Source organism: Pseudonocardia sp. OZ21, from assembly GCF_059359135.1.
In genome coordinates this window covers 53,191-73,151 of record NZ_JCADBN010000023.1, presented here as the reverse complement: position 1 = coordinate 73,151, position 19,961 = coordinate 53,191, and the positions used below count along the sequence as shown (strand labels likewise).

Annotated in this window: 16 protein-coding genes; 5 read left to right on the top strand and 11 right to left on the bottom strand. The window is 64.8% G+C overall.

Features of this window, described 5'->3' with window-relative positions; genetic code table 11:
- Window positions 1-10: 10 nt before the first annotated feature.
- Complete coding sequence (locus AC5L35_RS34010) at window positions 11-220, top strand: hypothetical protein (RefSeq protein WP_495063852.1); 210 nt, start codon at window positions 11-13, stop codon at window positions 218-220.
- 371 nt (window positions 221-591) lie between these two features.
- The gene (locus AC5L35_RS34005) at window positions 592-1,413 is read left to right on the top strand and encodes an alpha/beta fold hydrolase (RefSeq protein WP_495063851.1); all 822 of its coding nucleotides are present in this window, start codon (window positions 592-594) and stop codon (window positions 1,411-1,413) included.
- An 893-nt stretch (window positions 1,414-2,306) separates the two neighbouring features.
- On the opposite strand, the gene AC5L35_RS34000 is transcribed toward AC5L35_RS34005, so the two are convergent.
- Window positions 2,307-3,284, bottom strand: a complete 978-nt coding sequence (locus AC5L35_RS34000; RefSeq protein WP_495063850.1) for a GlxA family transcriptional regulator — start codon at window positions 3,282-3,284, stop codon at window positions 2,307-2,309.
- Between the two features lie 962 nt (window positions 3,285-4,246).
- Here AC5L35_RS34000 and asnB point away from each other — a divergent pair.
- A complete protein-coding gene (asnB, locus tag AC5L35_RS33995) occupies window positions 4,247-6,082 on the top strand; it encodes an asparagine synthase (glutamine-hydrolyzing) (protein WP_495063849.1) in 1,836 nt (611 codons plus the stop codon).
- Between the two features lie 285 nt (window positions 6,083-6,367).
- Here asnB and AC5L35_RS33990 read toward each other — a convergent pair whose 3' ends face one another.
- From AC5L35_RS33990 to AC5L35_RS33970, 5 genes are all read right to left on the bottom strand, one after another.
- Window positions 6,368-6,796, bottom strand: coding sequence for a transposase (locus AC5L35_RS33990; RefSeq protein ID WP_495063848.1), 429 nt, complete (start codon window positions 6,794-6,796; stop codon window positions 6,368-6,370).
- A 720-nt stretch (window positions 6,797-7,516) separates the two neighbouring features.
- Entirely contained in the window at window positions 7,517-8,014 is a 498-nt protein-coding gene (locus tag AC5L35_RS33985; protein WP_495063847.1) for a cupin domain-containing protein, read from the bottom strand.
- Window positions 8,015-8,526: 512 nt separating this feature from the next.
- Entirely contained in the window at window positions 8,527-8,967 is a 441-nt protein-coding gene (locus AC5L35_RS33980; RefSeq protein WP_495063846.1) for a DUF3574 domain-containing protein, read from the bottom strand.
- 832 nt (window positions 8,968-9,799) lie between these two features.
- Window positions 9,800-10,654: a LysR family transcriptional regulator gene (locus AC5L35_RS33975; RefSeq protein ID WP_495063845.1), complete on the bottom strand. Its 855-nt coding sequence runs from the start codon at window positions 10,652-10,654 to the stop codon at window positions 9,800-9,802.
- A gap of 685 nt (window positions 10,655-11,339) precedes the next feature.
- The gene (locus tag AC5L35_RS33970; RefSeq protein WP_495063844.1) at window positions 11,340-11,951 is read right to left on the bottom strand and encodes an FAD-binding protein; all 612 of its coding nucleotides are present in this window, start codon (window positions 11,949-11,951) and stop codon (window positions 11,340-11,342) included.
- 327 nt (window positions 11,952-12,278) lie between these two features.
- Here AC5L35_RS33970 and AC5L35_RS33965 point away from each other — a divergent pair, with 327 nt between their 5' ends.
- Together AC5L35_RS33965 and AC5L35_RS33960 are read left to right on the top strand one after the other, a co-directional pair.
- Window positions 12,279-12,407 carry a hypothetical protein gene (locus AC5L35_RS33965; RefSeq protein WP_495063843.1) on the top strand — a complete coding sequence of 43 codons (129 nt, stop codon included), beginning with the start codon at window positions 12,279-12,281 and terminating at the stop codon, window positions 12,405-12,407.
- Between the two features lie 399 nt (window positions 12,408-12,806).
- Window positions 12,807-13,388 (top strand): carboxymuconolactone decarboxylase family protein, encoded by a 582-nt coding sequence (locus AC5L35_RS33960; protein ID WP_495063842.1) that lies wholly within the window; start codon window positions 12,807-12,809, stop codon window positions 13,386-13,388.
- Window positions 13,389-13,899: 511 nt separating this feature from the next.
- On the opposite strand, the gene AC5L35_RS33955 is transcribed toward AC5L35_RS33960, so the two are convergent.
- From AC5L35_RS33955 to AC5L35_RS33935, 5 genes are all read right to left on the bottom strand, one after another.
- Window positions 13,900-16,605: a helix-turn-helix transcriptional regulator gene (locus AC5L35_RS33955; RefSeq protein WP_495063874.1), complete on the bottom strand. Its 2,706-nt coding sequence runs from the start codon at window positions 16,603-16,605 to the stop codon at window positions 13,900-13,902.
- Window positions 16,606-17,050: 445 nt separating this feature from the next.
- Complete coding sequence (locus tag AC5L35_RS33950) at window positions 17,051-17,233, bottom strand: hypothetical protein (RefSeq protein WP_495063841.1); 183 nt, start codon at window positions 17,231-17,233, stop codon at window positions 17,051-17,053.
- Window positions 17,230-17,823 (bottom strand): Rieske 2Fe-2S domain-containing protein, encoded by a 594-nt coding sequence (locus tag AC5L35_RS33945; protein ID WP_495063840.1) that lies wholly within the window; start codon window positions 17,821-17,823, stop codon window positions 17,230-17,232. The genes AC5L35_RS33950 and AC5L35_RS33945 overlap by 4 nt, the downstream gene beginning before the upstream one ends.
- A 1,324-nt stretch (window positions 17,824-19,147) precedes the next feature.
- Window positions 19,148-19,495: an SDR family oxidoreductase gene (locus AC5L35_RS33940; protein ID WP_495063839.1), complete on the bottom strand. Its 348-nt coding sequence runs from the start codon at window positions 19,493-19,495 to the stop codon at window positions 19,148-19,150.
- Window positions 19,492-19,872: an SDR family NAD(P)-dependent oxidoreductase gene (locus tag AC5L35_RS33935; RefSeq protein ID WP_495063838.1), complete on the bottom strand. Its 381-nt coding sequence runs from the start codon at window positions 19,870-19,872 to the stop codon at window positions 19,492-19,494. The genes AC5L35_RS33940 and AC5L35_RS33935 overlap by 4 nt, the downstream gene beginning before the upstream one ends.
- Window positions 19,873-19,961 lie beyond the last annotated feature (89 nt).

The following is a 19,961-nucleotide window of genomic DNA, read 5'->3' as shown; positions in this document are numbered from 1 at the left end:
CAGCTGGCAGATGATCAGCAGGTTCTGGGACGCCGCGATTGCCGTAGGGCCGCCGCCGTCGAACTCGACGAGGAGCGCCTTTCCCGGTGTGCCGTCCCGTCCGCTGCACGCGCAGTTCGCCGCGGCTGGGCTGCTCGCCGTCTGCGTCAGCCAATCGACGCCCGACCGTCGCCTCGAAGAACGAACCGAACTCGAAGATAGTCAGGTGGTCACAGGGTGAATCCGCAGCCCACTCCAAGGAGCTTGGCCAGTCTCGAGAGGGTTTCCCCTGGTAGATGATGCCCGCCGATCAGGTCTACCTATGGCGGCACGTTCGTCTCCACCTCGACGAAGAGGGTCTTGCCCCGGAGCTGCAGCAACGGCGGCGAGCCTCGATTTTGCCTTTCATCGCATGGCGACTTTCTGGCAGAACGGGGAGATTCGCCGTATATTCACCCAGGTTGCAACTTCGTCCGGACCGGAGAGGTGTCGCCATACGCTGGCCGAACCGGGTAACGTTAGCGGTCGCACGCATTCGCGCGTTTCCTCCGCCAGGTATCCGGCCGAGGACGCTCGCGCTTCTCACATCTCACCTAGACGAGGAATACATCCGTGACAATCGCCAACTATTTCAACCTCGGGGACTCAAACATCGCTTTCTGGGACAAAGGTGACGGTGAGTCGATCCTCCTGGTGCACGCCTCCTTCTCGGCCGACTGGTTTGCGCCCCTTGGTGGGCTACTGCCCGCTTATCGGGTTGTCCGTACGCACCGGGCAGGCTACGGGGAGAGTCGGGACGAAAATAGACAGCTGACCCTGGTCGACCACACGCGGCACCTTGCCGAGGTGCTTCAGGTTCAAGGTATCGAGCGGACACATGTAGTCGGTCACTCCAGTGGCGCCAGCATTGCTTTGCAGTTGGCCTCGACGTATTCACAGCTGGTTCGGTCGATGGTCCTGCTGGAGCCGGCTCGTCCGTACGCGCCCGACGAGCCGAAGAGCAACGCCATGCGTCTCGCCATAGGGGCCGCCAAAGAGGACAAGCTCGACGAAGCGTTCGACCACTTCCTCGGGAGCGTGTGTAGCCCGGGCTATCGGCAGGTCTTCGTCCGGACCCTCGGCGAGGCGGGACTCGCGGCAGCCGTGCACAGCAGTCGCTACTTCTTCGACCACGAAATTCAGGCCTTAGCGGGATGGGATTCGGACGCCGCGGGCATCGAGGCTATCGAGCAGCCGGTTCTTCTCGTCGACGGAGCCGAGGGCGAGATCCTCGACAGCCCCTACCGGGCACGCAACCGGGCGCTCGCTGAGCGCCTGAAGCGAGCCGAGCGTGTCAGTCTCCGCGGGGTCAGTCATGCGATGCCTCTCGAGAACCCGTCTCTGGTGGCACAAACCGTTCTGAACTTCGTCCGCCAGCACCCTCTCGAGGGCTGACAAGAACGACGCGGGTCCGGCGGCCGCGGGAACGAGTCGTAAAGATGGCGGTCGCTTCCAGGCGGAAGGGAAGCCCGTCCTGAGCCGCGGCAGATGACGAGCTGACATGCGCTAGACCCTGTCAGCAGCGCGGCTGCAGCTGCCGTCTTGTGCTCGCAGCGACCCCGTGCTGCAAGTCGATGTAGAACGTGTGGGCCACCGGATCGCCGAACATGTTGAGCAGCAAAGATATCCGAATAGGTGAAGGCGTTGAACAGCACGGTGCCCGGCCGGGTTGCGGGCGAGTGCGTTGAAGCAGCGGCTGAGCACGAGGGCGGGGGCATCCGGCCAGCGTCCGTGAGCTGCCGCGACACCGGCATAACGGGCGACGCCCCCGAAGGCTCGCTAGCAGTGATCCAGATCAGCGTGACGCCTGATGGTTGAGTCGACGCGTGTAAACCCCACGATGCCGAGGCCCCTTGTCCCATAGGGTCCGCACCGCGGAGGCGGGCACAAGTAGTCAGCGGTCTCCTCGTCGCCGTTGGCGACGATCGTGCCCAGGCGGGTGAGCACCGCGCGGGTGGAGATGTCGGGCAGGCGGTCGGTGTCGTCGTCAGGATCCGTGTTGCCGGCGGCAGCCCGGCAGGGTCAGGGTCAGGGAAGATGGCGTGATCGCCGCTGGCGAACTCCTTGGCACCGAGGGTGTCGAGGGTGACCGGGGTTGCCGCGTCCAGCAGCGCGGATATCGAGTGGCGAATCCAGATCTCTGGTGAATTCCATGATCTGCCGTCAAGGCATTTGGGCGTCGGAAAGCATAGATGTCGGTGCCTGCCAGTGCGACTTGTAATCCTTGCATCCAAGTCGAGCTGCATTGCGCTGAGAGTGTCACCCGGCGGATTTCTGAATGAATGCAGTCAGTAGTGCCTGGTTTCCCTTGCTTGGAAAGTTGCACGGTATTCATGTGGGCTAACCCCGACAATTCGGCGAAACGCGGGGCGTAAGGAGACGGCGGCGGAGAATCCGACCTGCCGAGCGATGGTCTCGACCGAGAGGCCGGTGTGTTCGAGTAAGTGTTGCGCCCGGAGAATGCGTTGGTGCAGGAGCCACTGCAGGGGGGAGATGCCGGTCGCCGCCCGAAACTGTCGGTCGAACGTGCGTCGGCTGAGTTGGGTGCGGGCGGCCAGGGCCTCGATCCCGAGGCGCTCGTCGAGGTGTTCCACGGCGTAGGCCATCACCTTGCCGAGGTCGTCATCGCTGGGGATCTCGGGAAAAGGCTGGCTGATGTACTGGGCTTGGCTACCGCTTCGGTGGGGTGGCACGACCATCCGGTGGGCGATCGCCGTAGCTGCTTCCGCTCCCCAGTAGCGGCGCACGACATGCAGGCAGGCGTCGATTCCAGCGCCCGCTCCGGCGCTGGTGACGACGTCGCCGTCGTCCCTGTACAGAATGGTCGGGTCGACGGTGACCTGGGGATACATGGCCGCGAGGACCGGAGCGTGATACCAGTGGGTCGTTGCGTGTCGGCTGTCGAGCAGCCCGGCGGCGGCCAGGACGAACGCGCCCATGCCCAGGCCCACGATCAGCGCACCGCCCTCGTGTGCCTCTCGTAACGACCGTAGCGATGGTTCTGGCGGGCGTTCCCGGGGGTTGCGCCATGACGGGACGATCACGATCCCGGCGTTCTGCACCGCTTCCAGACCATTGGGGGCCCGGAGCCGGATGCCACCGCTGGTGGTGAGCACGCCCGGCTCCCCGTGTACCGACAGGAGGTTGAACCGCAACTGTCCGTTGATCGTAGGCTCGACGCCGAAGACACTGATCGGCACTGACATCTCGAACATCGATGCCCGGTCGAACATGACCACCGCGATGCTGGCTTTGTCGCGAGTCATCAGGCCTCCCAACCTCGCGTCGTCCGACTTGGATCCGGGCCGCGCCGGACAACATCTCTCGGGACTGTCCGGACCGAACAGGTCGGGAAGCCGAATAGGTCGGACCTAGGACGGGCCGGAACGGAGATCATCCCGCAGCAAGCCCGCGGACACATTCCTCGAAATCCGCGAGGCTAGGCACACATCCTTGCAACGTGAGTGGTTTAAATCGGCCGACGTGGCCGGCGCGACGCTTTAGGCAGTCGATCGTACTGCTCAATATTATTCGATATTCGCGCACATTGCTGACATCAGTGCGGCGAGTTGAAATTCGATCAGCAGCCTGACACAACAATGTCCGTACATGCCGGGAAATCTGCTCGCTCCCAACGAGAGAAGTGGTCCCCTTGCTGCCCCCTAGACTAGCGACGAGTGATAGCCATGAGAAATGCTTTCGGTGGCACAGCTATGCCTGACCGGCATGGAACGGGAGAGGCGGGCGCCCGGACGTCGTCCTGCGCGCTAGCTGACCACTGGCGACGGCCGTGTGGAGGTTCGGGCCTGCTCCACGAGTGGAGGGCAGCGTCGGGACGGCCGGAATCGATCGGAATCTGGCTGGTTCAAGCTGCGCCATATGGGGAAGGTGAGCTGACTGTAGGAGGTACCGGTGTGCATTTCGACGAAGAGAGATACCTCACCCCGACGATGGCAGGGTGGAGGTGGTATAACGGAAGGAGGGGTAATTGGTTTTTCTTGGCGTGTGTTCACTGGGAACGGGTAGCGTGATCGGTTTCGTCATGCAGATTCCCTAAAGCTATCGCGCTGTGAGCGAGGATGTCGATATGCAGGTTCAGTGCCCAGGTCCACTCGGCGTAGGGCCTGAGCTTCGTTGCGTTTGGTAAGGAAAGCACCTGCTTCCTCTAAAGTTCGGTGGCGAATTTTCTCGCGGCATCGATCCGAGGAACAATTAACCGGAGGGTTCGATGTGTGGAATCACGGGTTGGGTAGCGTTTGATGACGACCTGCGCTCAGAGCTGCGCGTCGTTGATGCAATGACCGCGACGTTGGCTTGTCGAGGGCCCGACGATCACGGTACGTGGATGAGTGAACACGCGGCCCTGGGGCATCGCCGCCTGTCGATCATCGACCTTGCGGGTGGCCAGCAGCCGATGATTGCGGAGACCCCAGATGGTCCAGTAGTTCTCGTCTATTCGGGGGAAACCTACAACTTCCCGGAACTGCACACCGAACTCGTCGGTCGAGGTCACCATTTTGTGACCCGTTCTGACACAGAGGTCGTTCTGCGTGCCTATTTGGAATGGGGTGCTGCGGTGGCCGAGCGCCTGAATGGGATGTATGCGTTCGTTGTGTGGGACTCCCGGATCCAGCAGCTTGTCATGATCCGCGACCGGCTGGGCGTCAAACCGCTCTACTACTACGAAACCGCTGACGGTGTGCTGTTCGGCTCGGAGCCGAAGGCGATCCTGGCCAATCCACTAGCTGAGCACGTCGTGGGTCTAGACGGACTTCGAGAAATGTTCAGCCAAGCAAAGTCGCCGGGTGCGGTCGTCTGGGAGGGCATGCGCGAGGTCGAGCCGGGCTGCGTGGTCACCGTGGACCGCGGTGGCATCCGCACCACGCGCTACTGGAGCTTGCCCACCCGCGAACACACCGACAGCCAGACCACCACCGTCGCACACGTCCGGGAGTTGCTCGAGGACATCGTTCTCCGTCAGCTGGCGTCCGATGTGCCGCGCTGCACCCTACTGTCCGGTGGCCTCGACTCGTCTGTCATCACCACGATCGCCGCAGCCCAGCTGGGCCCCATCGGCGAGACCCTGCGGAGCTTCTCCGTCGACTACGCCGGCCAGACCGAGCGGTTCATCGCCGATGGTGCTCGCGACGCTCCTGACACGCCGTTTGCCCACGAGGTGTCCGTTCATGCCGGCACGGCGCACCAGGACATCCTGCTAGATCCCGACGACCTGACTGACCTAGAGGTTCGCGCCATGGTGGTGCGCTCCCGGGACATGCCGCAGGGCCTCGGTGATATGGACACCTCGATGTATCTGCTGTTCCGAGAAATCCGGGCGCGCTCCACGGTGGCATTGTCCGGAGAGTCGGCCGATGAGATTTTCGGCGGCTACCGGGAGTTCTTCAGTGACGTGGCACTCCAGGCCCGGACCTTTCCCTGGATGACGGACGTGACTCCGATGAGGGGCCTCGACACCGGAAGCCTCGATCCAGCACTGCGGGCCCTGCTGCAGCTGGACGACTACGTCCAGGACACCTACGACACCGCGATCGCTGCTGTGCCACGCCACGACGGGGAAGACGAGCGCGAGTACCGGATGCGCCAGATCAGTAACCTGTACCTGACCCGGTTCCTTCGCATGCTGCTGGACCGCAAGGACCGGTTGTCCATGGCCGTCGGCTTGGAGGTTCGGGTGCCGTACTGTGATCACCGGCTGGTCGAATACGTCTACAACGTGCCGTGGGCGCTCAAAACCTACGATGGACGGGAGAAGTCCTTGCTGCGGGGAGCCGCCCGCGACCTTCTCCCCGCCTCGGTACTCAGACGCAAGAAGGCCAACTACCCGTCCACGCAGGACCCCACCTACGTCACCAAGCTGCGGCACATATGTCGCGACTACATCACCGGTCCCGGGCATCCCGTGTTCGCCGTGATCGACCGGCAATGGCTGACCAGCGCGGTCACGGAAGACGGGCCTGCGAGCCCGAGCACCCGCCGCGGTTTGGAACGCACGATCGACATGGCCATCTGGCTCGATCTCTACAAGCCGACACTGAAAATCTGATGTTGCAGAAACTGCATGAGATTGGACGTGGCCGCACCGCTCAACCAGCACCGTCTGGGTTGGCCCATCGTCTAGGCCTGCATCGTTACGTGGGGGAGTGGGCATTCGATTTGCTTGACCCGTCGTCCACTTCTGCCCACTTAGTGTGGCGCTCGCTAGGCCGTGTTGTTTGACCGGCTTGATGCCGCACTCGACGGCGTGACGCTGCCGGTAGATCTGCGCGTGGAAAGCCGGTGGGCGACCACCGGCGGAGCCTCGGGCCTGTCAGTGGGCCTGCTGGTCGAGCTAGACCGGAATCGTCGCGGCGATCTTGCGGCGGCGTAGGTAGTTGCGGTTCGCCGTCGAGGAGTAGGCGTTGTCCGCCAACACCGGCTCCGGCCGGGTCCGCGGTCGTCCCGGACCGAGCCGAGGCACCCGCAGCGCGTGTAGGACCGGGATGAACTGCGGTGAGTCGCCGCACTGGCCCGCGGTGATTGACGCAGTCACCGGGGCGCGGCCCTGTTCGCAGGCCAGGTGGATCTTCGTGGACAGGCCGCCGCGGGATCGCCCCATCCTGTGATCGGCCTGTTCGTCACCCGGCGGCTCGACCTCAGCGCCGGGGTCACATCGAGCCCCGGCGCCGTGCTGGTGGGTGCGGCTGATCGTGAAGTCGACCGAGATGTCCCAGCGAATCACTCCGCCGGCATCAGCCCACGCCAGCAGTGTCGACCACACCAGCGCCCACACCTTCTGCCGCTGCCAACATCGGAACAACCCATGATCGACTGCCAGTGCCCATAGCGTCGATCAGCGTGCGGCGGCTCCACTTCCGGGGCTGGGCGCCTGCCTGCCGCAGCCGGGAGCAGCGGTTCCAGGATCCGCCACTGCCGGTCCGTCAGGTCCTTACGTGCTTCGATCGATAGGCTGCTCAACGAGGTCTCCGGACGGATGGTCTTCTTGGTCGTTGATCACCTAGCGGAGACCTCACCCATGTTCGGGCACCGAGCCGCGTGGCCCCGGCTGCCCCGGTCGATCCACAACGGGGTCCCGTCGGGGATCAGGAACGCCGACCGCGCAGCGGTACCACCGACGAGGGCAAGCAGGTCGGCGCCTATTGCCTGCACAAGCAAGTGATCCGGCCGTCCAGCGCGCTTGCTCAGCCATGCCCTACATCACCGATAAGAGCACCGCCGCAAGCCGTGCCGATCCACGGGGAACCGCCGATCGCGGCGAATTCTGCGCGACCGTGGCGACCTGGAAGGTCGCGCATTACACGCAAGGATCCGCTGCGAAGCCTTGACCTCAGCGTGCAATGCCGAGGCTCAGATCAAGATCATCTCAGATTAAGGTGTGCTTCCCTCGGTTCACTGCGCCGCCCCGGCCCGCCGACTAACTGAAATATGTACCGGTCGTCGGCCGACTGTTCCACGCGGCAGGCCAGGCGTGGCACAAAAGTCACTTTCGCAGCTGTTGCCACGGACGGCCGGCGTCGCCCTCCGGTCCGGTGGTGGCGAACCTGGCGTTGATCTCAGCGAGCTCTGCCGCAGTCGCATTAGGTCCGATCCGACCCAGTTCTAAAAACAACTCTTCGTTACCGGCGGGCGAGGAAACAAATAGCATCTTGCCCCCGGTCGCCGTCACGAAGGTGTGCTGAGAGCCACGCGGGACCACCACCGTCGTGCCAGGCCCACCGGAGAAGACCGCGGTTCCGACCCGGAACTCGTACGTTCCCTTCAGGACGTAGGCGATTTTCGCGAACTTGTGGTGAGCATGCGGTGGGTTCTCTGTGATGACTCCGTGGTGGAACAGGAAGACACCAAGGGCCCCGTCCACCTGGTCGCCTCGAACCAGGATCTGTGGCCAGTGGGGACCGTTCAGAATAACGTGCTCTCCGCCGTCGGGTGGTACAGCCCAGCCATCCGGACCCCAATCGCGTGACTGTTCTTTCAACATTCCTCCTTTATTGTCGTCTGCTTGGAACTGATCGCCACTTAATGCTCACATCCGGCCGAATGGATCACAGGGTGGAAGACAGGTCTTGTTGACATCATTAGTAGGTGTCGGCCTTCGACCTCTCGCTCCGACGGAACGAATCACGCACCTCCAGGGCGTCGACAGGCGTGGACACTAATCATCCATCCGCTCGAGCGGAAGAATAAAAGACGCCAACCATCGATCATTGCCAGTTTAGCCTTGGCTGGAGTGCGCCACATCGCAGCTATCAGGCTTCAGCAGGATCGATAATCGACGTCCCACTCTTGACACCCTGATATGGTTTGGCGACCGCCGTCCCGAGTCAGGTTGGAAATAGACGTATAGCGAATCACGTGACGCTCTCCTTGGGCGAGTGGTGCACTGCCTCCCCGGAGCGGGCGGAGGAGTTCTCGTCGGCTGAGAATTCGAATAATAGCCACCCGCCGAGAATCGGTACCTGGTAGTTGATAGCTCCGCCCAGGAGAGCCGCATCAAAACGTGACGCAAGCGGGATCGGGCTCATCTACTCGCAGCACCGACTCTTGACTGAACGCCTGCTTGTACAGGTTCCTGATCTGCTCGATCTTTTTGTTGTCATCCATGCCAGTGCTTTCTGGGTATAGCAGGATCAGTACCTTGCTGCGTTCCCGATCGACCTTGCTGTCCGAACCTCGGTATTGTCCGTACCCGGTCAGCAAAGTCAGACCGTCAGGGAACCGTGGTGTAATTTTCGTATCGACAAATTCCTGAAACTGCCGTTCACTCACCACCCCGCCAGGTTTGTTGGTGCCGAAAAACAACTCGGTCAGCGCGTAGCGCAGGCAGCCGGGCGGTTCCGGGTGGCCGGCGATGGTGTGCTTCCCGGGACTTGAGGCCGCGCTCGCTCCGGAAAATCCACCGAGCAGCGCCATCCAGATCCCGATCAGAGTCACCGTCAAGAACACTCGGCGCGAAGCCGTGAGAGCTCTTATCCAGCGGAAGGACGCCTCCGATGGCCGCCGCCAACCTCGTCCTGCTGGACGGATCTGGCTGTGAATGAAATTCACCGTTCCTCCATTGATGATGACTTACATTCTGCGCGGTTCGAGTGCTGCGACTGGCCCGTGGTCAGTTGGTGGAGCAGCGGTATCACCGGCTCAATCGTGACTCGCGTCGAATCAAGGATCCGTTGCAGAACAATGCAAGATCAGATCCGGCACCGACCAGGCTCCCTGTCAAGGCCACTTAGACTCTCGTACTACGGCCGCCCACAGCGGGAGGACGGGACAGCCGTATCGACTGGCGGAACGCCGGCAGCAGGCGATGTCCTCGGGCAGAATCGCGCAACGGCCAGCGGTCTGCGTAAGCACCGCGGCGAATTCCCGGGCGCGGCCTCGATGCGCCGGGCCCGGAGATCGCCACCGCCCTCTTCTCGGCGCGACCACGATCGTCCCGTCCTTCGCGGAAGTATCAGTGTTGTCGCGGCGATCTGCTGTGAGTCATCTTCCCGCTGCCTACTTCGAGTGCTGATGTTAATTCTGCCTTTCCCTTTTGAGCGTTCGGAATGGTCAAGCTGTGGCGTCTTGACGGATAAATTGCCGTGAACCCTGGAAGGTCCTCAGTAGACCTTGGGTCTACCAGCGCGGGCTGCCTCGTCCAGCAGTGACATCGTAGCTTGTACTGACGCACGCAGCAGTATGAATACCGATCATCCGAAGCTTTAGTGCTATCATTTTTTGGCCGGCTCGGAATGTCGCGAGTCTGGCTGTAGTGAGGTGGAAGCGTTCAGGTCTCCACGGCGTCGACCGACGCCTTGAGGAAGGGGTCAACGAGGCCGCTCTGGGCGTAAGGCTGGAAGGCCACGAAGACAGGGCTCGGCGGGGCCTTCCACAGCGGGATGAACTTCACGGCCGGATGAACGTTCCGTCGCATTGCGACCTCCGGGACGACACCAATACCTCGGTCGGCTGCGATCGACTCCAGCCACTCGTCGAAGTTTCTCGTTTCGACAACCTTCGGGGGCCGCTCATCCTCTGGCCACGACCATGTACCGGTGGTACCGCTGACGACGTTCACTACGAGCGGCCACAGTGGGACCTCGCGCCAGTCCATCTGCTCGAGGTGGGCTACTGTCGATTTCACCGAGCAGACCGCCACTCGTGTCTCGTCGAATAGATGCACCGCGCGCACCGAGGATGAGCGTATCTGTCCGCGGATGAGCGCAACATCGATCTTGTTCTCGTGTAGGGCGGTGAGCGGATCGTCGCTGCGTATCAGATTAACCTCGCCGCAGGTCAGGCGTTCGAAGCGTTCGATAGCGTTCTGTGCCCATGGATCCGGTAGCAGCCAACTGAAGCCGAGCTTGATGGTGATCCGTTGACGAACAACGCCGATAGCCCTGTCCAGCTGCTCAAGGATTTTCTCGACATGCCCGAGGAACAACTCCCCGTCTGCGGTCAGCTCGGTATGGCGGGAGCTGCGGTATAGCAAGGTTACCTGCAGCTCCGCTTCGAGCTGGCGGATAGTCCGGCTCAGTGCTGGCTGCGTGATCAAGAGCTCCTTGGCCGCGGCGGTGAAGGACTTGAGGCGGGCCACCGTCTCGAAGGCGCGCAGGTGACGCAACTCGAGGTCCACGTTCATGAGGAGCGGATGCACATTGACCGCCCCTGCGTATTCCTGCGTGTGTATCGGAGCGGAGTGTCGGACCCGCTCGACGTGACTACCGCACCACCTGCTTTCCGAGGGTGAAGGCTGGAATCGATCGCCTCTGAGCAGAAGTTTAGTTTTCCAAGAATCGTAGTTGACGCGCGACATAACGGATATCTTGTATCGAAGGAAGGGTGCCGGAGGCTAGAAAGAGGCACTAGTGATGGGTGGAGCCGGCAGGCGAAAAGGGTCCTGGGTCTGCAGCCGCGACTGCCGTAAACCGGCATGAGCCCCGATGGCGCACAGTTAGCTGCCGTGGGCGGTACGCGTCCGTGCTCAGGACTTGCGGTTGATGTAATCAGTTGGTCGTGCTTCGGATATCGCCGCGTTGGCGGCACGTGTGAGTGGACGACAGCCCTACGTCGGTCACCGCGTGGTCGGGTCAGTCCGCTGGCGGCCGTCCGACTGGGCCGCCGTGCGTGTTCCAGGCCTTCCTGGAGCGGAGGTGTTGAGGTGAGCACCGCCCCAGCAAGGCTGACCAATGTTGAGGACGCCCGCCGGAATTCAATCCTATGTACATAGGGGGCCATGCGCCTGTAGTACAGTGGGTCGTATTCAGTCGACCGGGACGGAGTTTCCTCCGTTCTTCGATGACCGACGATCACGATCCGGCGGCTTTTCATAAGGGTCTCTGGGGCAGCCCGACGGAGCGGGGTCGCGGTTGCGTGGTGAGGTCGGTCGGAGGGATGCGCGTGGATCGGCTTAACTGTCCGACCTCGGGATCGATCGCGAGGCTCGACGGCGCCCCGGGCGGCTGCGGGATGTGGCTGTCCGGCACTCCCGCAGCACGCCCGTCCACCGTTTGCCCACGGTGACGGCACTGCGTTCGTGCCCGGGGTGCGCGGCCGAGGAGAACACCGCTCGACGCGACCGGTCCGGACTCCGTTTCAGTGGTCAGGCTGCACAGCGCCGCGTCAATGGCTTCGCGACCATAGCCTTGGTGGCGTCCTAGCCCGGCGACGCACAGGTAGTCACTGCCTTCGACGATGTCGAACGCGTGCCGCTCGTGGCTGTCACCGTCGACGTCCGGCCGCTCCGTACACATGCCGCCCTGGGCCGTGCCCGTGGGCCACCGCCTGGGATGCGGCTTGGTCAGCACTGCGGCTCGCGCCCGGGCCGCCACCCGCATCGCAGCGACACCTGTGCCGACGTACCGACGAAACTGCATCGGCGCTCCTTTCGGGACGGTCCGTTCACCTTGAGGGAACTCGCCGCACTCGAGCGCGTCCACGACGTATCGCTGAGCACTGGTAGGCACCGCCTCCTAACGCAGGTGGGCGCCGTGCCCGTGATGTCGACTGTCTCCGACGTAACATTTCTTCAGATGCTCGGCGAGTCCCACGCGCGAAGGTGCGTGGCGGCCGAGCACGTAGGCTCGGCCGAGATCACGTGGATGCCCCTGACGGACACACGGTTCGGCACCGCTATCGTCGTCCGGAGCGTCGGCTGGGTCTGCTGCCAGCCGTGGCGTGCGGAACACACCGTCATGTCGCGCTGCCGGTGGCGACCGAGAGCGCCGCGGCTGCCAGTCAGACAATGACCGTGCCACCGGAGGTGAGTGAGCAAGACCCTGAACGGGATCACGAACCGGAGTGCACTGCTGACGTGCGCGCTCATCGGCACCGCGAACGTGACGGGCTCGTTCTTCATGACGGCCATCAGCGCCTTGTCGCAAGAGGATCAATAAATCCGCAGGACCGTCGGCGAGCACACCAGCACCGGGACGAAGATCCAACGCTCCGGCGGGATCACCTGACGTAGTTGCCGTGGTTAACGAGTCGAACTGTAGACAGGTACGCCTGCACCTGCATAAGGCGCGAGATCGGAAGGGCGACAGCCTCAACCTCACGTCGAAGACGCCTCCCTCATCTATGTGCGTGCAGCATGGATACGCCGCTACGGGAACTGTTCACGGACTGGGCGTACTATTAGCTTTGCTCACCACTGCACGCCAGGATGAGGACGCCGGTGAGTGTTGACCGACGTCCGGCTTGTCGCCCGACGTCGTGGACAATGGGTTTCCATGGTCCCTGCACGATGTTCCGGTGTACCAGGACCGGTCAATCCACGATGTGAGGAGCACCAGATGCGTTTGCCGCTTCTACCTCCCGCCAGTTTGAGTGCCGAGCAGAAAGCACTTTATGACGACATGATGGAAGTGATCACGGACAGCTTCGGCGACCTCGTGGCACGCCGGAGAGATGGCGCACTGATCGGGCCGTTCAACGTGTGGCTGCACTTCCCCGAGTTCGGGAAGGCAGCCTGGGCCTTCAACCGGGCAATGTACGAGCACACCGTCCTGCCGCCGTCGATCCATCAGCTCGTCATCCTGGTGACGGCGGCGAGGTTCCGTGCCCGCTACGAGGTCTACGGGCACGAGTACTTCGCGCGGCGGACAGGCCTCCGTGAGGAGGTGATCGCCACCATTGCTGCGGGTGAGCGCCCAGCGGACCTCAGCCACGACGAGCACGTCGCCTATGACGTGGCCGCGGCTCTTGGCCGAGGTGGAACTCTCGCCGAGACGACGTACGAGGCGGCGCTCAACGCCTTCGGTGAGCACGGCCTGGCTGAGATCGTTTACCTGGTCGGCTGCTTCTCAATGGTCGGTGTCACGCTTAATGCGTTCGATGCCTCCGTGCCGGGCCGCGAAGAACATCTCGACGACTGACGACACCCGGGCCTAGCCATTCCCCACACCCGGGCGATGTCAACCGCCTGCCGGGTCTCCTGCAGCAGTTCGAGTGTCGCTTCCCTTCTAGAATTACGTGCGCAGCGGCGAGCGCGGAGGATCGTGGCCGGCGGACGCCGTACCAGCCCCAGGGGCGATCCCACCCACCACGACTGCAGTGGTCACCCGGGACCGGCCCGTTGCCTGGTCCGTGGGACGCCTGCGCTACGCCCGCGGTGCTAGCGAGCTGGCAACATGACCGGGCGCCCTTTCGATGTCAGGGCCAGGTGCGGGCTACCGGCGGCGCGCTCAGCGATGCGGCGGAGAAGCTGTCGCGCATTGCCGCGGCTGCGGATCGCACGCTCAGCCCGCGTGCCAATCCAGCGGCCTGCAAGGGTTGGTGCTGCGTCGCACTCACCGCCTGCAGCTGCAGCTTGATGGTCAGCTGCCCCAGGAGTTCGGCAGGCCGCTGCGGGGCTGCCAGGCGCGTCCAGCGGTGAGCCCACGATCCTCAGCGGGTGGAGGGGCGCGGGAAGTGCGCTGCCAGCTCGGATCGGGAGCGCACGCCGAGCTTGGCGTAGGTCCGGGTGAGGTGGAACTGCACGGTCTTGACCGACAGCATCAGCGTCGAGGCGGTCTCCTTGTTGGTCATGCCTCTGGCGACGAGTTCGGCGACGCTGCGCTCCTGTTCGGTCAGCGTATTGATCTCGCTCTCGTGCAGCCGGGCACCGGGCCGGGCGGTCTTGAGCTGCCGGTCGCATTGCTGGACGTAGATCTGTGCGCCGAGGGCTGCGAACGCCTGCCGCGCGGTCGTCAGAACGGTTGCGGCGTCCCGGCGCTGCCCGGCTCGGCGCAGGGTGATCCCGTGTGCGAAGTCGATCCGCGCACGCTCGTACGGTAAGGGCAGGTTCTCGAGCTGTGCCCGGGCGTGCCGGAAGGTCTCGTCCGCGGCCGACGACTCTCCACGTGCCCCGAGCAGCCGGCCGCGGGCGTATCCGAGCCTGGCCATAGTGGACCGGTGCTCCCGCTTGTTCGCGAGGGCCTCCAGCGGGATGAGGAACTCGTCGGCCTCGGTGAGGCGGTCGGTGAGGACCAGCGCGTTGGCGTAGAGGTCGTGCCACGGCCAGAACCCGGGCTCGTCCAGTCCGCCGTGGATGCTGCGGGCGGCCAGCGGGGCGAGGTGGCGGACGACGGCCTCGTAGTCGGACCGGGCCTCGGCGACGTGTGCGCGGGCGAGGAGGGCGGGCACGATCATGACGGTGTAGTCGTGGTCCGCGGCCCCACCGAGGTCGAGGTGTCGCTCGGCGGCCTCGGGCTCGCCACGTAGGGCGTGGACCTGGGCGCCGGTCCAGTGGACGAGCGGGCGCAGCAGTTCGAGGTCGGTAGCGCCCAGGAGGATCTCGCCCTGGTCGATACAGCGCACTGCCCCGGCCCAGTCCCCGAGGGCGAATCGGGTGCGGGCGAGCCAGATCAGCGCCCACAGTGCGATGCGGTTGGAGCCGGTGCGTCGGACGGTGGATGCGGCGTACTCGAGATCGTGACGGGCGGCCTCCGGCCTGTCCTGGGCCATGAGGAGCCAGCCTCGCCCCATCCGGGCGCGCTGGTGCTGCGGTCCAGCGGGGCTCTGGGCGATGGCCACGTGGTAGGCGTGAAAGGCCTGGTCGATGTCGCCGCGGGCGGCGTGGCCGAGCCCGACGATCGCCCATGTCTCGACGGCTGCGGGCGCGCCAGGTTCAGCGTGCTCGAGCGCGCGTCCTGCCCATCGGACGAGCTGGTCGCCGTCCCACTCGGCGAGGGCGTGCAGAACGTGCCGGTGGGACACCGTTGCCGCGGCCTGTCGGTCGTTGCCCCGTTGTTCCCAGGCGTGGTCGAGGTAGTCGGCGGCTTCGGTGCGGCGTCCGCGCTGGACGGCGACGTAGGCGAGCACGGCGTCGCGCCGGGCTCCCGGGGGCAGCGCCTCGATGTCGGGGAGAGCGTTGACCGCTTGGCCGATCAGGCCGGCGCCTGCGAGGGCGTCGACCGCCCGGATGAGCAGGTTCTCCCGCTCGGCCCGGTCGGGACTGATCCGGCTGGCGTCGATGAGGATTTCGGCGACCACGGCCCACGCGCCGTCGCCGGCCTTGCGACAGGCGAGGGCCAGCAGCTCGTCGGCCAGCGCTGCGTCGGGCAGCGGGTGGGCCTCGACGCGGTGCCGGAGCCGCTCGGTCTCGTCGTCCACGATCTGGGCGGCTCTGCGGTGCAGGTCGTGGCGGCGGCTGGGGGCGAGGCTCGCGTGTACGGCGCCGCGGACGAACGCGGGGAACGCCAGCGTGTCCAGTCCGTACCTGGCGGGGGTGAGGAGACCGGCGGCGCGGGCCTCGTCGAGCGCTCCGATGGGGTCGTCCGCGTCGGCGAGGGCGGCGGCGTCGGCGAGGTGAGCTGCTGGACCGAGCACGGCGGCGGCCTCGACGAGCGAGCGCGCCGGTGGCGAGCAGCGGTCGAGCGCGGCCTGGAGCCGGTTCTGCACCGATGTCGGTGCAGGTAACGGGATCTGCCAGTCCGACCAGCGCAGCGGGGGAGTGTCGCGCAGGATCTCCAGGAGGTAGCGCGGTACCCCGCCGATGTGCTCGCACAGCTGCCGAGCGACCGGGATGGCCAGGTCGACACCCACGGCGTGGGCCGCGAGCAGCCTGATCTGGTGCGCCCGGAGCGGGGGTACGCGGATGCGTGTGGCGGGTAGCCGGTCGAGGACGTCGCGGGTTTCCGGGTCCGCGGTGACTTCGGGCCCGACGGCGGTGACGAGCAGGATCATCAGCCGTGCTCGGCGGATGCGGGTGACCGCCGACGCGATCACCTGCAGTGACTGCGGGTCTGCGGAGTGGGCGTCGTCGACGAGGACGATCAGGGGTCCCTCCGTGGCCCGGTCCTGCCACCGCTGGGCGAACGCCTCGCCCCAGCAGCCCGGGTCGTCGGGATCCAGCTCCAGAGCAGCGGCCGGGTCGGTGGCGAGGCGGCGGGCGAGCGCTCCCGCCCGGCCGGCCTCCCAGGCGAGCCCGGCCGCCGCGGTGAGCGCAATGCTCGGGTGGCGGTCGAGGAACCGGCGCACCAGCGTGGTCTTGCCGACTCCGGGGACGCCCTCGACGACCACGACGACCGGCGTGCCTGACGCGGCGCGGTCGAGCAGCGCGTCGAGCTGCGCGGCCTCCGCGGCCTGCCCGACGACGTAAGCGTCCCCGATCCCACCGTATTCGCTGGTCAGCCTAAGTCACCGCCTCCGACCGGCAGGACACTCCCGGTGATGTAGGACGCCCCGTGGGAGGCGAGGAACAGGATGGCTGCGGCCTGCTCGTCGGGGGCTGCTGCGCCGCAGCACCGAAGAGTTCGACCCCGGCACCGCTGCCGCGTGGTGCGGCGCGCGCGGGCTCGTCGTTCACCGATGTGCCCGTCGACGGACCGTCTTTCCCTGGGGCCGACGGGATGCTCCCCGTCGGCCCCAGGGACGCACGTTTCACCGACGCCCCCTACCGGTGAACCGCAGGCGCGAACATCGAACTCGCGATCGGCGAGGTCGCGAGCCTCGCGGCCCAGGAACTCCTCGATCATGTTCTGGGTGATGGGCGTGCTGCCCCGATCCGGAGCCGAGCGCCCGGGCGTCGGTCGCGTGCTCGCGGTCGTCAGTTCCGTCATGCCGATCGCCCTTCCTGCTTCTGAATTCCGGCCAGCAGGGCGTCACGCCAGTGGTGGTGCTTGACGGGGTAGAGCCCCTCGTCCTCGTTGCGCTGCCCCGCGGATATGACGCCGTGCATACCGAGGGACTGCGCCACCGCGTCCGGGCCGGTCTGCCGGTGCTCGGACCCACAGCTCATGTTGTTCCAGGGCGCCGCGGTCGCGCGGAAGGTGAGCTGGCAGGAGCGGAACTTCTCCGGGTCGTCCGGAGTCGCCATGCCCCAGGCGTTGAATAAATCCTCGGATAAAGGCACAGGTCCTGGCTGCCCTTGACCAACTGCTCCTCGAGCTCGTTCATCCGGCTCCACAGCGGTCGGTCCTGCACCTTCCCGTTGCCGTCGGAGGTGTAGGTCGAGGAGCCGCGCAGCACCTCGAGGCCCTCCGGCGACTGGTCGACCAGCATGTCGGTGATCTTGGACGTGTCACCGAGGTGCTCCCGTAGCGGGAGGACGTCAGCGTTCAGGTTGCCGAAGAGAAATCCGCGATAGGAATCGAACCACGCCGCCTCGGTGAAGTCGTGCGAGCCGCCCTTGTCGAACGAGACGGGATAGCCGGCTCCGTCGGCGTCCTTGACCTTCAGCAGTTGCCCGTCGTTCCAACACGTCCAGCCGTGGAACGGACAGGTGAAGGTGAGGCGGTTGTCGGTCTCGCAGCGGCAGAGCATCGCACCACGATGGGCGCAGGCGTTGATCAGGCAGCGCAGGCGTCCGTCCTTGCCCCGGGTGATCACGACGGGCTGGCGCCCATATATGTCGTGAAGCAGTCGGGCACCTGACTCTCGTGTGCGAGATAGATCCAGTTCCGCTCGAAACTGTGTGTTATCCCCAGCCCAAAGAATCTCGAGTCGGCGAAGATCTGACGATTCGCACGATGTACGCCGGCCGCACGATCGTCCACGACGGGGTCGGCGAGAACCTCGCGAATGTGCCACATATCGGCGGTCGCAGTCATGTCAGTCCTCCGGCCAGGGTGCAAGCGGTGCGATAGGTATCTGGCGACGATTATCCTGGAAACCGACGGGGTTCGCCCCAGCATTTTGCCTAGTTCTGACCTAGCAATACCCGTCGAGCCTTCCTCTGTATAGTAATGACTTTACCATTGATTAACATGTCGATGGTATGGTCCCGACCCAGTGCGCGAGGACTGTTCACGCCTCGGCTTGCTCGATCGTCGTTGATCACTTCGCTTCCGGTTCGCTGTGCCTGTCTCCGGCGGCACCGGGAGACTGTGGATCTCCCTGTTGGCAGGGCCACGGGGTTCTCGACGTCACGGGTCCGAAGTCGTTGCGCGTGTGCACCGCCCCAGCGGCTGGGGGCTCACTGCAGTCCCCACCGTCCGAACAACCCACAGGGCTCTTGCCCGTCGAGTTCGCCCCGCCCCGATAGATCGTCTCCGCCGGGCACCAGCACGGTCAGCACGACGCAACCAACAGAACCGTGTGGTTTCGACCATGCCCACGAGGCATCCAGCGACCAGTGCGGTGTTCTTCAGCGCCCGAACCCATCACTCTGGCGTCCTGGTCGCTCATGGGCCGGTGCCAGCTGCCCGCCGCGCTGAGAGCCGACTGGCCCTCCTGTGCCCGTTGCGGCAGCTAGGCAAACGCTAGTCGCGCAGTCGAAGGAAGATCGCCACACCGTCCATGCCGGAGATTAGCTCGAATTCGGCACCACCCCTCGTCGATGCCGCATTCGCCCTACTCGGGCAGGATAGCCGTCCATTGGTCACGCGCTTCAGTCAACTGCGGTCGCTCCCGCGCCGCGTCAGAAATCGGCTCACAGTGGACCCGGCCTGTCACGAGGATGAGACTCTCGCTTACCCATTCGAGAGTTGTCCTCATTCCGCTTGTCGCCGCTGACGATGCCGTGATGATGTCGATTGCCGTATCGGGAGTCTCTTCGATTAATTCCCGCCCATCTCTCTGGTCTGATTGTCGGCGCTGTGGACTACCACGCGCCCAGTCGGCGATTCTCCACATTTTGCCTCACTTTCACCAAAGTGCACGTGTAGCTTAGCCCGGAGCGTGGTTGCTTCACAGGGAAAGCGTCTTTCTGGCATCAGTACCCGTGACACCGGTGGCCGGGCGATATCTCGTGGGCGGTGACGTATTTCGACTCGTCGGAGGCCAGGAAGAGTACGGTATCGGCGACGTCCTCGGGTTGGACGCCTTCGACCTGCAGCAGGTTCGTGAACATCCGGCCCAGCCGCCACTCCCCGCCGATCGCCCCGCCGGGTACCGCCTGCACGCTGTTGATCCGGATGTGGTGGTGAGCGAGTTTGGCGGCGAACGATTTGGCCATTCCGCGGAGGGCGAACTTGCTGTAGCTGATCAAGACGATGGAGCCGCCGCCTGCCGCGACGAGGTGCGGGGTAGCTGCTATAACCGTGTTCCACACGCCGGTCACGTTGTTGCTAACGTGTCAGTAAAGATTGCCGACGCCGCGCGGTCCCAGGGGGCGGGGATGCAGAGCCCGGCATCGGCCACCACGATGTCGAGCCTGCCGAACTCGGCAACGGCGTCGTCCACGGCGGTGCGCAGTGCCGCCAGGTCGCGCGTGTCCAGCCGGTCGGTGATGACCTGGCGGTCGCGCTTCTTGATTTGGCGGGCGGTCTCCTCGAGGTCCGCGGGAGTCGCCGAGTCGTAGGCTGCGCCAGGCACCGGCGCACGCACGTCAATGATAATATCGGAGCCTTCCTCAGCTAGCCGCACGGCGTCGGTCCGGCCTTGGCCCCGCGCGGCGCCGGTGATCAGGGCGACCTTGCCCTCTACGCGTCCGGGCATCCGAATCCAATTTCTGGTGTGGGGTATCCCGCGCGGAGACGGCAGTGGGGGCCTCCGCAGCGGTCTGGTCTCGGCGTTCGACTCTCCGC

What these genes read in the sequence shown, in the direction of transcription:
- AC5L35_RS34010 (WP_495063852.1), top strand. Translation starts at nt 11, where the DNA reads ATGATCAGCAGGTTCTGGGACGCCGCGATTGCCGTAGGGCCGCCGCCG.
- AC5L35_RS34000 (WP_495063850.1), bottom strand. Translation starts at nt 3,284, where the DNA reads ATGACTCGCGACAAAGCCAGCATCGCGGTGGTCATGTTCGACCGGGCA.
- asnB (WP_495063849.1), top strand. Translation starts at nt 4,247, where the DNA reads ATGTGTGGAATCACGGGTTGGGTAGCGTTTGATGACGACCTGCGCTCA.
- AC5L35_RS33985 (WP_495063847.1), bottom strand. Translation starts at nt 8,014, where the DNA reads ATGTTGAAAGAACAGTCACGCGATTGGGGTCCGGATGGCTGGGCTGTA.
- AC5L35_RS33975 (WP_495063845.1), bottom strand. Translation starts at nt 10,654, where the DNA reads ATGAACGTGGACCTCGAGTTGCGTCACCTGCGCGCCTTCGAGACGGTG.
- AC5L35_RS33960 (WP_495063842.1), top strand. Translation starts at nt 12,807, where the DNA reads ATGCGTTTGCCGCTTCTACCTCCCGCCAGTTTGAGTGCCGAGCAGAAA.
- AC5L35_RS33950 (WP_495063841.1), bottom strand. Translation starts at nt 17,233, where the DNA reads ATGAGCTGTGGGTCCGAGCACCGGCAGACCGGCCCGGACGCGGTGGCG.
- AC5L35_RS33935 (WP_495063838.1), bottom strand. Translation starts at nt 19,872, where the DNA reads ATGCCCGGACGCGTAGAGGGCAAGGTCGCCCTGATCACCGGCGCCGCG.